At 74.8% G+C, this 13,588-nt stretch carries 9 protein-coding genes and 1 pseudogene; 5 read left to right on the top strand and 5 right to left on the bottom strand.

Annotation, left to right across the window (positions count from 1 at the left end):
* Positions 1-5: 5 nt before the first annotated feature.
* From Dsi01nite_RS50635 to Dsi01nite_RS50625, 3 genes are all read right to left on the bottom strand, one after another.
* On the bottom strand, positions 6-1,316 hold the full coding sequence (locus tag Dsi01nite_RS50635; RefSeq protein ID WP_203853678.1) for a glycosyltransferase: 1,311 nt from the start codon (positions 1,314-1,316) through the stop codon (positions 6-8).
* A 3-nt stretch (positions 1,317-1,319) separates the two neighbouring features.
* On the bottom strand, positions 1,320-1,487 hold the full coding sequence (locus Dsi01nite_RS50630; RefSeq protein WP_203853677.1) for an LPXTG cell wall anchor domain-containing protein: 168 nt from the start codon (positions 1,485-1,487) through the stop codon (positions 1,320-1,322).
* Between the two features lie 190 nt (positions 1,488-1,677).
* The gene (locus Dsi01nite_RS50625) at positions 1,678-2,496 is read right to left on the bottom strand and encodes a serine/threonine-protein kinase (protein WP_203853676.1); all 819 of its coding nucleotides are present in this window, start codon (positions 2,494-2,496) and stop codon (positions 1,678-1,680) included.
* 191 nt (positions 2,497-2,687) lie between these two features.
* On the opposite strand from Dsi01nite_RS50625, the gene Dsi01nite_RS50620 reads away from it, so the two are divergent.
* Both Dsi01nite_RS50620 and Dsi01nite_RS50615 read left to right on the top strand, forming a co-directional pair.
* Positions 2,688-3,680, top strand: coding sequence for a LacI family DNA-binding transcriptional regulator (locus Dsi01nite_RS50620; protein ID WP_203853675.1), 993 nt, complete (start codon positions 2,688-2,690; stop codon positions 3,678-3,680).
* 7 nt (positions 3,681-3,687) lie between these two features.
* Positions 3,688-5,037 (top strand): serine/threonine-protein kinase, encoded by a 1,350-nt coding sequence (locus tag Dsi01nite_RS50615; protein WP_203853706.1) that lies wholly within the window; start codon positions 3,688-3,690, stop codon positions 5,035-5,037.
* A gap of 244 nt (positions 5,038-5,281) precedes the next feature.
* Here the strand turns inward: Dsi01nite_RS50615 and Dsi01nite_RS50610 are convergent, their stop codons facing one another.
* Positions 5,282-8,293, bottom strand: a complete 3,012-nt coding sequence (locus tag Dsi01nite_RS50610) for a helix-turn-helix transcriptional regulator (protein WP_203853674.1) — start codon at positions 8,291-8,293, stop codon at positions 5,282-5,284.
* 63 nt (positions 8,294-8,356) lie between these two features.
* On the opposite strand from Dsi01nite_RS50610, the pseudogene Dsi01nite_RS50605 reads away from it, so the two are divergent.
* Positions 8,357-9,103: pseudogene (locus Dsi01nite_RS50605) on the top strand (PP2C family protein-serine/threonine phosphatase); the annotation flags it as partial.
* A gap of 49 nt (positions 9,104-9,152) precedes the next feature.
* On the opposite strand, the gene Dsi01nite_RS50600 reads toward Dsi01nite_RS50605, so the two are convergent.
* Positions 9,153-10,265: an FAD-dependent oxidoreductase gene (locus Dsi01nite_RS50600; protein WP_203853672.1), complete on the bottom strand. Its 1,113-nt coding sequence runs from the start codon at positions 10,263-10,265 to the stop codon at positions 9,153-9,155.
* Between the two features lie 59 nt (positions 10,266-10,324).
* Between Dsi01nite_RS50600 and Dsi01nite_RS50595 the strand changes: the two genes are divergently transcribed.
* Positions 10,325-10,840, top strand: a complete 516-nt coding sequence (locus tag Dsi01nite_RS50595; RefSeq protein WP_203853671.1) for a TetR/AcrR family transcriptional regulator — start codon at positions 10,325-10,327, stop codon at positions 10,838-10,840.
* Positions 10,841-10,935: 95 nt separating this feature from the next.
* A complete protein-coding gene (locus Dsi01nite_RS50590; RefSeq protein ID WP_203853670.1) occupies positions 10,936-13,587 on the top strand; it encodes a putative bifunctional diguanylate cyclase/phosphodiesterase in 2,652 nt (883 codons plus the stop codon).
* Position 13,588 lies beyond the last annotated feature (1 nt).

The following is a 13,588-nucleotide window of genomic DNA, read 5'->3' as shown; positions in this document are numbered from 1 at the left end:
GTCCTTTACGAGAGAGCGGGCTCTTCGACCAGGCGTTCGGTTTTCGCCCAGGCCTGTCGCCGGCTGACCTGCCGGCCGATCGCCCGCCAGGTCGAGACCAGGCCGAGCAGGAGGAAGAAGGGGTACGCGACGGCGGCGACCAGCAGTCGCCAGAGCTTCTCGTCGCCGAGCTGGAAGCGGTGGACCAGGGCCCAGACCAGGCCGGGGAGGGTCATGCCGAGCGCCCAGAAGAGTGCGACGTGACCCATCTGCGACCACGAGTGGATCATGATGGTCCGTCCGTGGCCGGGGACCAGCCGCCACATCGCGACCGCCCAGAGGCCGAAGACCGCGGCCGTGCCGAAGGCGTTCATCCACGGCGCGAGCAGGTAGTACAGCATTTCCAGCAGGGCGTGGTTGCGGATCTTCCGGGAGGCGATCAGCTTCGGCACGTAGCCGACGCACTGCAGGTTGCCCTGGGCCCACCGGGTGCGCTGGCGCAGCAGCCGCGTCACGTCGACGAGCCCCTGCTGCCTGACGTTGGCGATCGAGGTGTACCGGATGCGCTCGCCGTTGAGGTGCATGCGCAGCCCGAGCTCGAGGTCCTCGACCAGGCAGTGCGACCAGGGCGCGTCGCCGAGCCGCATCAGCGACGACAGCCGGGCGAACTGCCCGTTGCCGCCCAGTCCGACCGTCCCCGCGGCGTTGCGGAGCAGCTGGCTGGCGTTGGCGATGGCGGCGAACTCGAGGTCCTGCACGGCGCCCAGGACGCGGTTGCGGTTGTGGATGCGCACCCGGGTCTGCACCGCCCCGACCTGCGGGTCGCGCATCTGCCGCGACACCTCGGTGAGGATGTTGTCGCTGCCCCGCCCGTCGCCGTCGATGACGCCGACCGCGACCAGCGCCGGGTCCTCGCCGTAGCGCAGGGTCAGGTCGCGGATCGTCCGGAAGGCCGCGTTGAGCGCCTCGCCCTTGCCCTTGCGGGCGTTGGGGAAGTCCCGGCGCAGCACGGTCAAACCCGGGTGGTCGATGGCGGCGAGGACGTCCGGGGTGCCGTCGTCCGATCCGTCATCGACCACCAGGACCCTGGTGCGTGTGCCCGCCGGGCCCGCCAACGCCAGTGCGGCGGAGACGGTCCGGCCGACAACCCGTTCCTCGTTGAGGGCGGGCACGACGATCCAGAAGGTCAGCGGCTCGTGCTGGTTCGGCGCGACGGCGTCGCGCCGGCGGCGCCGGCCGGCAGTGGCCGAGTCGCGGGTGGTGAAGGCCACCAGCGCCAGGTTGTATGCCGGCCAGAGCGTCAGCAGCGCGAAGCCGACCAGAAGGATCGCCGTCATGCGTCAGGCGGCGCTGCGGTTGAAGCGGGACGCCCGCACCATCAGGAAGCCGGTGACGACGAGCGCGACACCTGCGACGACGATGGCGAAGACGGGGCTTCCGGTGACTGGCAGCGACGCGGCGGTGGATCCACCGGTCACGACGACGCCGGTGACCTTCGTACCTGACATGACAGCTTCCCCTCGGCTATCTCTCCGGCGGTGCTTCCCGGCTCCTTGCTGGCAACCGTTGTGCACCTTGTCCGAGAAGCTTGGAACGACCGAGGGGCAATCACAATGGGTGAGGATGGTCGGATGCACCCGAGCGGACCAAGTCCGCCCAACGACCTGACAGAGCCCTTACGCAGGCAAAACTCGGCGACTACGCAGAGTGGTGCGACTGTGTGCGGTAGCTCTCAGTGAAGGACGTGGGGTGTTGCCAGTCGGGTGCGAACTCTGCCCAGAGCGACAGGGCGACCCTGGCACTCTCGGGTCGGTCCGCCGGCCGCTTGGCCATGCACTGCCGGCACAGCTCCGCTACGGAGCGTGGTAGTCCGGGCGCGAGCAGGACCGGCGTGGCCACCGGTTGCAGCAACCTGGCGCCCGGCGCGTGCGGTGAGCGTCCGGTGAGCATCTGGTACAGCAGCACACCCAGGGCGTAGACGTCCCAGGCCGGGGCGTGCTCGATGCGGGAGGCCGCCGGGTGCGCGAAGGGCACCGCGAGCCCGAAGTCGATGATCTTCACGCCGGCGGTGGTCAGCATGACGTTGTCGGCGGTCAGGTCGCGGTGCGCGATGCCCCGGCGGTGCGCCACGGCGAGGAGCTCGGCGACGGACGCGGCGATCTCGACGGCGTGCTGCCACGGCAGCGGTCCCTCGGCCAGCCGTTTTGTCAGCGGTACGCCGTTGAGCAGCTCCATCGCTACGCACGGGACGCTGGCGCGGCCGGTGTCGAGCTCGCCGTACCCGAAGATCTTGGGCACCGTGGGATGCCGCATCCGCTGCATGAGCAGGGGTTCCCGGCGGGCGGAGTGGACGGCCCGGCCGTTGTTGGCGAACGCCGGTGCGAGGACCTTCACCGCGGCGGGGCGCAGCTCCTCGAGGTCGACGGCCTCATAGACGAGTGACATGCCGCCGCGAGCGATGGGTCGGACGAGCAGGAAGCGCTCCAGCACCCGGCGCCCCAGCTCGATCTCCGACACAATCGCCGACTATTCCCTATTCGGTCCCGATCGCGGAAGTCCCAGCGACGTTTACCACAGCCCGTGTCGATGCGATAAATACGGATATGTCGGGTCCACCAAAGGAACCACACAGCCGATCGAAACCCATAGTTGACATCCGGGTAACCGTGGCTGACGCTGGCCGCAGGAATCGCTCTACAGGAGACGGGATGCCTGACGAGCCATCGCCACCAACCGTCACCGAGGTCGCCGCCGCCGCGGGGGTCTCCGCGGCGACCGTGTCGCGCGTCCTCACCGGCCGGGTCAGGGTCAGCACCTCGGCCCGGGTGTCGGTGCACGACGCCATCGCACAGCTCGGCTACGTCCGCCACCGCGGGCCGCGCCGGCCCGACCGCGTGGCGCAGCGGCTCCCCGTCGCGGCCCTCGTCTTCGAGCCCACCGCCCGGCTGTTCCACGACACCTTCTCCGCCCGGCTGCTCGCCGGCGCCGAGGAGGAGCTGACCCGCCACGGCATCCCGCTGCTGACGATGTCCGCGACCCGCGGCACGATCGCCTCGGCGACCCAGTTCCTGACCACCGGGGGCGTCGGCGGCGTGCTGCTGCTCGGCGGGCACAGCAGCCACCCCCTCGCGGTCTCCCTCGCCGCGTCCCGGGTGCCGCTGCGGGCCACCGGCCGCCCCGCCGAGGGCCTCGAGATCCCGTTCGTCGACGTCGACAACCACGACGGCGCACGGCAGGCCGTCGAGCACCTCATGCTGCGCGGCCGGCGCGCCATCGCGACCATCGCCGGGCCACCGGACTCGGCCGCCGCCGCCGACCGCCTCGACGGCTACCGCCGCACCGTCGAGGCCGCGGGCCGTGCCCCCGCCGTGGCGTACGGTGACTTCACCACCGCCTCGGGTGGCCACGCCGCCGCCTGGCTGCTGGACCGCATGCCCCGGCTGGACGCGCTCTTCGTCGCCTCCGACGCGATGGCCGCCGGTGCGCTGCAGGCGCTGCGCAAGGCCGGCCGGCGCGTCCCCGAGGACGTCGCCGTGGTCGGCTTCGACGACGCGCCCCTGGCCTCCTACACCACGCCGGCGCTGACCACCGTGCGCCAGCCGGTCTCCGACCTCGGCGCGGTCGCCGCCGCGCTGCTGCTGGAAGGCTCGGAGGACAGCCCCGTCCTGCCGACCGAGCTCGTCGTGCGGGCATCAAGCTAACGACGTGATGCATGACGGTCAGCTCCGGCAGGGCGACGTCCTGGCCCGCCGGTACATCCTGAGACAACCCGTCGGCGCGGGCGGCATGTCCGTCGTGTGGCGGGCCTGGGACTCCAACCTGGAGCGCACCGTCGCCGTCAAGGTCCTCGACGGCCCGGTCGGCACCGACGGCGGCCAGCGGGAGCGGATCCGCCGCGAGGCCCGCGCCGCCGCACGGATCGAGCACCCCAACGCGATCGGCGTCTACGACTACGGCGAGACGGTCACCCCGCACGGGCGCATCGCCGCGTACGTCGTCATGCAGCTGCTCGACGGCGTCTCCCTCGCCGGCCGGCTCGCCGAGGGCCCGCTGCCCTGGGTGGACGCCGTCGCGGTCGCCGCCACCGTCGCCGACGTGCTGCACGCCGCGCACCGCCGCGGCGTCGTGCACCGCGACGTCACCCCCGAGAACGTCATGCTGACCACCGACGGCGTCAAGCTGCTCGACTTCGGCATCGCCGCCGACGTCGGCCAGCGCGACACGCTGACGTTCGGCACCCCGCCCTACGTCGCGCCGGAGCGGCTCGTCGGCGCGCCCGCCAGCGGCTCCACCGACGTGTACGCGCTCGGCGTGCTGCTGTTCGAGATGCTCACCGGCGCACCGCCCGTGCAGGCCGGCACCTGGGACGAGCTCGAGCGGGCCGTCGCTCTGGACCAGCGGCCCGCCCTCAACGTGCCCGGCCTCCCGCCCGCCGTCGCCTCCGCCTGCCTGCGCTGCCTCGCCACCGACCCCACGGAACGTCCCACCGCCGCCGAGGTCGCGGCCATCCTGGAATCGGCGTCAGAACGCGGCCGCCGCCGGTGGGTCACGGTGCTCGCCGTCGTCCTGGCGGCGTCGGTGCTGGCCGGGCTCGGCTACGTGTGGCGCGACAGTGCACGGCGCGACACCACCGCCCCGGCCCCGAAGGTGAGCATCGTCGTGTCGATCCCACCGGCGGTCACGGTCCAGCCGACGCCGGCGGCCACCCCCACGCCGACCCGGGGCCGCACCCCGTCCGCCGGCGCCACGACGGGCCAGCCGTCGTCGCTGCCGCCGTCGTCGCCGGCGACGTCCAGGCTCAGCCCGCAGCAGGCCGGCCAGGCCGTCCTCGACGTCGTCGACCGCCGCTCCGCCGCCGGCGAGATCCGCACCGACGTCGCCGGCGACATCCGCAACCAGGTCAACAACATCATGGGACAGCCGGTCGACGCCGGGCCGCGCGTCGACCGGCTCCGCAACCAGCTGGTGGACCGCCGTCGCGAGGGCGGCATCACCACCGCCGCCGCATACGATGAACTCGACGCCGCCGTGGCCGCGTTCGCCGCGTCACTGACCTGACGCGGAAGGTAATTTCCGCAAGGTCGATTAGATGGGCGATGTTACGGTGTGAAAGCAGCCTGGCCGCACCTGACGTAGCTCCTGGACCCATGCAGGAGCAATCCCAGGTCCGCCTCAGGCCGGTGTGACGACAGCAATCCCGGGCCCCGCCTCAGCTCGGTGTGACGACCCAGGCAGGTGTGACGACCCAGGCAGGGTGTGACGAACCAGGCCCGGTGTGACGACAGCAATCCCGGGCCCCGCCTCAGCTCGGTGTGACGACCCGATGCCGGACCGCCCACATCGCCGCCTCGGTCCGCGACGCCGCGCCCGTCTTGCGCAGCAGGTTGGACACGTGCACGGTGACGGTCCTGATCGAGATGCCCAGTGAGCTGGCGACCTGCTGGTTCGACATGCCCGCGGCGAGGCAGCCGAGCACCTCGATCTCCCGGGCGGTGAGGTCGCCGCCGGCCCGCAGGCTGTGCAGCAGGGTCTCCGCCTCGGCGAGCCGCCAGCCGGGCCAGTGCACGAGCAGCGCGACCGCCCGCTCCGCGTGCTGCCGGGCGTCGCCGGCGCGGCCGAGCCGCAGCAGGGCGTGCGCGACGGCGGTGTGCACCGCGGCGTCGTACGGTGCGGCCTCCACCACCTCGACGGTGCCGCCCCCGCCGCCGCCCACCGCAGCCGGGTCACCGTGGTCGAGCCGACCCGCGTCGCGGTGGTCGAGCCGCCCCGCGTCGCGGTGGTTAGGCCGGCCCGGGCCGGCGTGGTTGGGCCGCCCCGGGCCGCCGTGGTCGAGCCGGCCCGCGTCGCCGTGGTCGAGCCGCCTCGGGTCGCCGTGGTCGGGTCGGGTCGGGTTGCTGTGGTTGGACCGGCCCGGGTCGCGGTGATCGGGCCGGGTCTGGTCGCCGTGGTTGGGCCTGGCCGGGTGGCCGTGGTGCAGGGCGGCGGGCAGCAGGTCGACGGCGGCCGCGTCCCGGCCCGCCGCGACCGCCAGGAGCAGCCGCAGCTGCGGCGCCGCGCCGACGGCGTCGCCGACGAGGTCCTCGACCGTCGCGGCCGGCACGCCACCGTGCAGGGCCCACCGCGCCGCCTCGACCAGGCGGGCCGGCCGGCACCGGCCGACGCAATCCGCGAGGGCGAGCGCCGGGTCGACGGGGTGGACGCCCCGGGCCGCGACCGCCACCCGCAGCACCCGGACCAGGCCCACGTCACGACCCTCGCCGTCGGCGCGGGCGAGGAGCCGCACGGCGAGGGGATCGTCGCCGCGTTCGACCGCGAGGAGTCCGGCGGTCGCCGCGAACCGGACCCGTTCGACGGGGTCGGTCTCGATCGGCAGCCGGGACCACACCAGCGTCTCCGCACGGGAGAGGTCGCCGGTCCGCAGCGCGTGCGCGACGCCGAGCGCGGTCGTGCGTCCCGCGCAGAACTCCAGGCCGGCCCGGCCGATCGCGGCCATCGCCTCGTCGAACAACCGCCGCCCGGTCACGTCGCCGAGCCGGGGCAGGCTGACCGCCACGAGGTTGTTGACGGCCCGGCCGACGGTCACCGGGTCCCGGTCGTGCTCGGCGATCTGGCGGCAGGCGTGCAGCAGGGCAACGCCCCGGTCGTGCGCCCCGCTGAACGCCAGTGCGGTCCCGAGCGTGACCCCGGCCGACGCGATGCTCTCCCCGGTCCGTTCGGCGACCACCATCGCCGCCTCCGCCAGGGGCACCACCTGCGCCGGCTCGGACAGGCGCAACGCGCTCGCCGCCTCCGCCGCCGCCTGCCGCGCCCCCACCCCCGCGGCCGCACCACCGCTCCCGGTGCTGTCCCCCGGCGCGGTGAGGGCGGCGCGGGCGTCGGCGAGGGCGGCCAGGTGGCCGGCGCGGTCGGCGAGACACCAGCGGATCTCGGCGAGGAGCCGGTGCGCGTCGGAGCGCCCGGCCGGGTCGGCCGCCTGGCGCAGCCAGTCCGCCGCGTGCCGTTCCGCGGCGGTGAACCGGCCCGCCACGAAGGCCGCGGCCGCGCCGACGCGAGCCAGGTCGCGGCGGGTCGGATCGGGCCGGGCCGGGTCGGCGGGGTCCCCGGCGCGCAGGCCGAGGTCGACCAGTTCGAGGGCGGCGTCCGGTAGGCCGGCGGCCAGGCTGGCCTGGGCACCGCGCACCGCTGCCGCACTCGCCTCACCCAGTCGCCCGAGGGCGGCCGCGTGCCTGGCGAGGGCGGCGTCGTCGCCGAGCTCGACCGCCAGGGCCCGGGCCAGGCCGTGGACCCTGGCCCGCTCGCTCGGCAGGGCGCTGCGGGCGAGGGCGTCGCGCAGCAGCGGGTGCCGGAACCGCAGCGGGCCGGCCGGGGCCAGGTCGGGGGCGATGACCAGCATGCCGAGGTCCAGCAGCCGGCGCAGCGCGGGTTCGATCTCGCCCTCGCAGACGTGCACGAGGACGTCGGTCTCGACCGGGTCGCCGAGCAGCGCCGCGGCGCGGGCGACCCGCCCGACCAGGGCCGGCTCGCCGGCGAGGGGTTCGACGAGGAGGCCGGCGACGTGCGCGGGCAGTGGCGCGCCGGCCAGGTCGCCGCGGGCGGTGACCAGCTCGGTCAGCCAGAACGGGTTGCCGCCGGTGCGGGTCAGCAGCGCCCGGACCGTCTCCGGGGCCGGTGCGCCGCCGCGGTGCGCCTCGATCAGTTCGGCCGTCTCGCGGGCGTTGAACGGCGCGAGGTGCGCCCGGACCACCGAGGGTGCGCCGCTGAGTCGGCGCAGGGTCCGCGCGGCGGCCGGTGCGAACGCGGCCTCCTGCGGCGGGCGGGTCGTGACCAGCAGCAGCGCCGGCAGGGCGGCGGTCGCGGCGAGCTCGCCGATGAGCGTCAGGCTGGCCGGGTCGAGGTCGTGCAGGTCCTCCACGACGAGGACGCCGCAGCGCCCGTCGAGCAGGGTGCGGACCACGTCGACCGCGGCCCGCAGCATCGCGGCGGGCGCCAGCCGGGTCCCGGCGCCGGGGGCGGGGGAGCGCTGCGCGAGCTCGGCCGGCACGCCGCCGTCGAGGGGGTGCCCGCTGAGCACGGAGGCCAGCCAGTCGTGCGGTGCAGCGCCGAGGGTTCGGGCCGCGCCGGCCAGCACGACCGGTGGCGGCGGGTCGAGGCGCTCCAGGACCTCCGCGACCAGCCTGCTCTTCCCGCTGCCGGCCTCGCCCGTGACCAGCACGACCCGTGGGCCGTTGCCGGACGCCGCCCCGGTCTGGGCCGTCCAGGCACCCGTGATCTCGGCGAGCTCCTCGGCTCGTCCGATGAACGGGGTGGCGGGCATGCGGCCACGATACGCAGAAGTGCGTACAGACGCTGTCTGTGTCGATCGGGCACGCTGACGGCCATGGAAGAGTCGCAGCCGCGCCCCCTCGCGCTGGAGTGGGCCGCCCGGACCGAGGTCGGGATGGTCCGCAGCAACAACCAGGACTCGATGTTCGCCGGTGGCCGGCTCCTCGCGGTCGCCGACGGCATGGGCGGCATGGCTGCCGGCGACGTCGCCAGCCGGCTCGCGATCGAGGCGATGACGCCGCTCGACGAGGAGTTCGCCGGCAGCGACCTGCTGACCGCGTTGCGCACCGCCGTTTCCGACGCCAACCGGCGCATCCGCGACGAGGTCGAGGCGGACCCGGAGAAGCAGGGGATGGGCACGACGCTCACCGCGATCCTGTTCTCCGGCGACCGGGTCGGGCTCGTCCACATCGGTGACTCCCGGGCGTATCTGCTGCGCGGCGAGGACTTCGACCAGGTGACCCGCGACGACACGTATGTGCAGATGCTGGTCGACGAGGGCCGCATCACGCTCGAGGAGGCCGCGACGCACCCGCAGCGGTCCCTGGTCAGCCGGGTCCTGCAGGGCCAGCCGACCGACCCGGTCTACTCGGTGGTCCCGGCGCGGGCCGGCGACCGGTATCTGCTGTGCAGCGACGGCCTGTCCGGTGTGCTGCGGGCGGAGACGATCGAGGAGGTCCTGCGGGAGCACGACGACGTCGCCGAGTGCGCGGACCGGCTCGTGGACCTCGCCATGCGGGCGGGCGGGCCGGACAACATCACCGCGGTCGTGGCCGACATCGTGGGTGACGACGTGCCCGAGCCGAAGGGGCTGCGGCACCGGTTGAAGAGCTGGCTCGGCCGCGACGAGGTCAACGGCGCCCGCCTGCCGGCCTGACGCCGGCGGCGCGGTTGACGTCCTCAGGGGACCAGGTGGCGACCCGTTGCGCGCCGGCGGCGGCCAGCCGGTCCGGGGTGAGGCGCAACAGCGTCCGCACCAGCGCGCCGCTGAGCCTGCCCTTCGCGCCGACCAGCCGGCCGATCTGCCGGGACTGCCGTGAGATCGCGGCGGTGCGGGCGCGGCGCTGCTGGTCGTACACCTCCAATGCCGGCGGAAGCGAAGCACCCTTCGGCAGCAGGAGCGCCAGGGTGACCGCGTCCTCGAGGGCCTGGCAGGCGCCCTGGCCGAGGTTGGGCGTCATGGCGTGTGCGGCGTCGCCAACCAGCGCCACCCGCTCGCCGAAGCGCATCGGGGCGACCGGGTGCAGCTCCAGCAGCGGGTGGTGCAGCAGGTGCTCGGGCGTGGTGGCGTCCAGCAGGCGGCCGACCGGGTCGTGCCAGCTCCCGAGTTCGCCGCGGAGCTCGGCGAGCTGTTCGGCCGGGGTGCCGGTGCGCAGCGGGCCGGGCGCGGCGACGTACCAGTAGACGGTGCCGTGGCCGGTCGGCGCATACCCGAAACGCCAGCCACGCCGGCCCATGGTCTCGCCGCCGCCTGATGTCTCGGCCGCCACCACCGCGCGCCAGGACACCTGACCGCTGTCACGGATCTTCGTTTTCGGCGTGTACGCCGTCCGCACGGCGCTGCGGATGCCGTCGGCGCCGACGATCAGGTCCGCGTCGAGCGCATGGACGTCGGTGACGGGGCTTGCCGTCCTGACTGTCGCCGGCAGGCCGTCGAGCAGGATCTCGTGCAGGTCGGCGCGGTGCAGCATGAGCGGGGGCGCGCCGAGCTCGACCCGGCTGAGCCAGCGACCGTCCCAGGTGCGCAGCCCGCCGCCGCGGACGCGGCCGCCGGCGCGTTCGACGGCGTCGGCGAGGCCGAGGTGGTGCAGCGCCCGCAGCGCGTTGGGCCACAGGGAGATGCCGGCGCCGATCTGCCGAAGGTCGGGCTGCCGCTCCAGGACCGTGACGTCCCAGCCCTGCTGTCCGAGCCCGCGGGCCGTCGCCAGCCCGCCGATGCCGCCGCCGACCACGATCGCGTGCATGTCTTCCTCCCTGTTGCTACAGCTGTAGTGACTTCACGCTACACCTGTAGCATCGTGGTGTGAACGCTCGTGACGCGGATCGCAAGACCCGCCTGGCCGACGCGGCGATCGAGGTGATCGGCACCGGCGGCGTCCGGGCGCTGACCCACCGGGCCGTCGACACGCGGGCCGGGCTGCCGCAGGGGACGTGCGGCTACCACTTCCCCAGCCGCGCCGCGCTGCTGACCGCCGCGCTGACCCGCATCGCGTTGCTGGATGGTGCTGACTCCCGCGCGGGGGACCTTGCCGACGTGCTCCGGGGCTGGGTGCACGGCGACGCGGCCCGCACCCGCGCGCGATTCATGCTCATGCTCGACCCGCAGGCCCGGGCCGAGCTCGGCCCCTCCGCGGCCCGGCTGGCCGACGGGTTCGTGGAGCAGGGGACCGCGCTGTTCGGCTCGGCGGAGCGGGCCAGGCTGGCGATCGCCCTCATCGACGGGCTGCTGCTCGACGAGCTGATCCGCGGCACCGTCACCGACGAGCAGCGCGCCGCCCGGCTCGCCGCCGTCCAGGAGATTGTCACAACCCGGCGGTAACCTCAGGCGGCTCGGATCGTTGAGCGAGTTGAGCACGAATCCCCCCGTGCCCATTGCCTCGCGAAAGCGACACGACCGTGGTCAGCAACCCGCGCATGTTCTGGCTCGTCCTGGTCACCGCGATGGCCGCGTTCAGCGCCGCGGCCTCCGCCGGTCCGGAGCTGTCCTTCGGCGCCGTCGCCGCCGGCGTCACCGCCGGCTCGCTCGTCCACGCCGGCTCGCTGATCCGCCTCGCCCTGCGGATCCACCACGGCCGCCGTTCCTTCGGGCCGTGCCGTGGTGCCGGGTTCCTCGGCATGGGCGCCCTGTTCACCGGCCTCGGCGTGGCCGCCACCGGCGTCGCCGCGCTGACCCCGTCGATCGCCGCGCCCGGCCTCGTCGCCGCCGTCACCACCCTCGTCGCCGCGCCCACGTTCCTGCTCGGCCTGCTCCTGCTGCCCGGCACCGCGCCGACGGTCAGCGCCCGGCTGCGCCGCCTCCTCGACGGCGCCGGGATCGGCGTGACCCTGTGCTACAGCGTCTGGGTCCTCGCCTCCGGGCCGGCCGCCTCCGCCCTCGCCGGCCCGCTGCCGCTGACCGTCGCCGTCACCTGCTGCGTCGCGGTCTCCGTCGCCGTGGTCACCGGCCTGCGCGCCGTCCGGCACCGCCCCGCCGCGATCGCCTGCGCCGGCGGAGCCGCGCTATCGATCGTCGGGCTCGGCGTCTTCACGGTCCTGCTGTCCGCGCTGCGCAGCCCCGACCACCCGTTCGGCCCCACCGCCGACTGGGTCGCCGCCGGCCTCGTCGCCGCCGGGCTCGCCCTGATCGCCGGCCCGTTCCTCATCGTCACCGGCGCCCGCCGTGCCGACGACGTGCCCACCAGCCCGCACGCCGCCGACAGCAGCGGCACCCTCGCCGGCTACCCGCTGCTCGTCGGCCCGGCCCTGCTCGCCATCGCGGTGTCCGTGCTGCACCTGCTCACCGGCGGCCGGTTCGACCGGGCCGCGCTCGGCCTCGGCTTCGCCGCCGTCGTCGCCGTCGCGCTCCGCGAGGCCCTCGCCGCCCGCGACATCCGCAGCTACGCCCGGGTCCTCGCCACCCGCGAGGCGCACTTCAAGACCCTCGTCGCCGGCTCGACCGACGTCACCGTCGTCCTGGACGCCGACCTCGTCGTGCGGTGGCAGTCACCGGCCGCGGCCCGCCAGTTCAGCCTCTCCGACCAGGACGTCCTCGGCCGCCCCCTCACCGACCTGCTGCACCCCGCCGACGCGGCCCCGGCCACCGAGGCGCTGCACGCCGTCCTCGCCGGCCGCCAGCACGTGCTCGTCCAGGCCCGCCTCCGCGACGGCTTCGGCCGCTGGCGCGACACCGAGTCCACCGTCAGCGACCAGCGCGCCGCCCCCGAGGTGGCCGGCGTCGTCGTCCACGTCCGCGACGTCGGCGACCGGGCCCAGCTGCAGCGCAGCCTCGACGAGGCCACCTGGACCGACGACCAGACCGGCCTCGCCAACCGGCGCAAGTTCCTGGCGAGCGTCACCGAGGCGCATCGCACCGCCACCGCCGACGCCGGCTCCGTGCTCGTCGTCGAGCTCGACCGCTTCGAGAGCGTCGCCGACCTGCACGGCCCGACCGTCGCCAACGCCGTGCTCGTCGAGGCCGCCCGCCGGCTGCGCACCGGCGTCGGCCGCGACGACCTGCCCGCCCGCCTCGCCAGTGCCGGGTTCGCGGTCCTCACCGACGCGCCGCTCGTGCACGCGTTCGCGCTCGCCACCCGCCTCGCCACCGCCTTCGCCGAGCCGTTCCACCTGCCCGGCCACACCGTGCACCTCACCGCCGACGTCGGCGTCGCCGACCTGCTCGGCGCCACCGACGCCGAGGACGCCCTCCGCCACGCCGACATCGCCCGCCGCCGCGCCCGGCAGCTCTCCCGGGGCCGCGACGGCGGCCGCGTCGAGTGCTACGACAAGTCCTTCGAGGCCGCCCTCGTCCGCCGCACCGACCTGGAGCAGCAGCTCCCCGGCGTGGTCGGCCGCGGCGAGCTCGACCTCGTCTACCAGCCCGTCGTCGACCTCGTCACGCGCCGCCCCGTCGGCGCCGAGGCCCTGCTGCGCTGGCGGCACCCCCGCCTCGGCGCCGTCCCACCGCAGGAGTTCCTGCCCGTCGCCGAGGAGCTCGGCCTCGCCGAGGAGCTCGGCGAGTGGGCCCTGCACCAGGCCTGCCGCCAACTGTCCCGCTGGCGTGGCGACGGCCGCGACCTGTGGATGTCGGTCAACGCCTCCGCCCGCCAGCTCGCCGCCCCCGGCTGGCTCGCCACCGTCGCCACCGCCATCGACACCCACTGCGTCCCCGCCGAGTCGCTGATCGTCGAGGTCGCCGAGGCCGCACTGCCCGACGACGCGGGCGCGATCGAGCAGCTCGCGGGCCTGCGGGCACTCGGCGTGCGCACCGCGATCGACCACTTCGGCACCGGCCCGACCGCACTCGCCCACCTGCGCCGCCTTCCCGTCGACGTCCTGAAGATCGACCAGGTCCTGTTCAGCGAGCCGGCCGGGCAGCGGGCCCCGGCGACCCCGATCGTCGACGTGGTGGTCGGTCTGGCCCGGCGGCTGGGGATCGACGTGGTGGCGTGCGGGCTGGAGACCGAGTCGCATGTCGACGTGGTGCGGGCGGCGGGGTGCCAGCTGGGGCAGGGGTTCCTGCTGAGCCGGCCGGACCACGCCGAGCACGTCGAGGCGTTTCTGGAGCGGCATCGGGCTCGGTTGTTCTGAG

Source organism: Dactylosporangium siamense (assembly GCF_016862795.1).
Lineage (GTDB): Bacteria > Actinomycetota > Actinomycetes > Mycobacteriales > Micromonosporaceae > Dactylosporangium > Dactylosporangium siamense.
Note: the sequence above shows the minus strand (reverse complement) of the source record. Positions and strands in the feature narration are given on the sequence as shown.

What these genes read in the sequence shown, in the direction of transcription:
- Dsi01nite_RS50615 (WP_203853706.1), top strand. Translation starts at nt 3,688, where the DNA reads ATGCATGACGGTCAGCTCCGGCAGGGCGACGTCCTGGCCCGCCGGTAC.
- Dsi01nite_RS50590 (WP_203853670.1), top strand. Translation starts at nt 10,936, where the DNA reads ATGTTCTGGCTCGTCCTGGTCACCGCGATGGCCGCGTTCAGCGCCGCG.
- Dsi01nite_RS50610 (WP_203853674.1), bottom strand. Translation starts at nt 8,293, where the DNA reads ATGCCCGCCACCCCGTTCATCGGACGAGCCGAGGAGCTCGCCGAGATC.
- Dsi01nite_RS50630 (WP_203853677.1), bottom strand. Translation starts at nt 1,487, where the DNA reads ATGTCAGGTACGAAGGTCACCGGCGTCGTCGTGACCGGTGGATCCACC.
- Dsi01nite_RS50600 (WP_203853672.1), bottom strand. Translation starts at nt 10,265, where the DNA reads ATGCACGCGATCGTGGTCGGCGGCGGCATCGGCGGGCTGGCGACGGCC.
- Dsi01nite_RS50635 (WP_203853678.1), bottom strand. Translation starts at nt 1,316, where the DNA reads ATGACGGCGATCCTTCTGGTCGGCTTCGCGCTGCTGACGCTCTGGCCG.
- Dsi01nite_RS50620 (WP_203853675.1), top strand. Translation starts at nt 2,688, where the DNA reads ATGCCTGACGAGCCATCGCCACCAACCGTCACCGAGGTCGCCGCCGCC.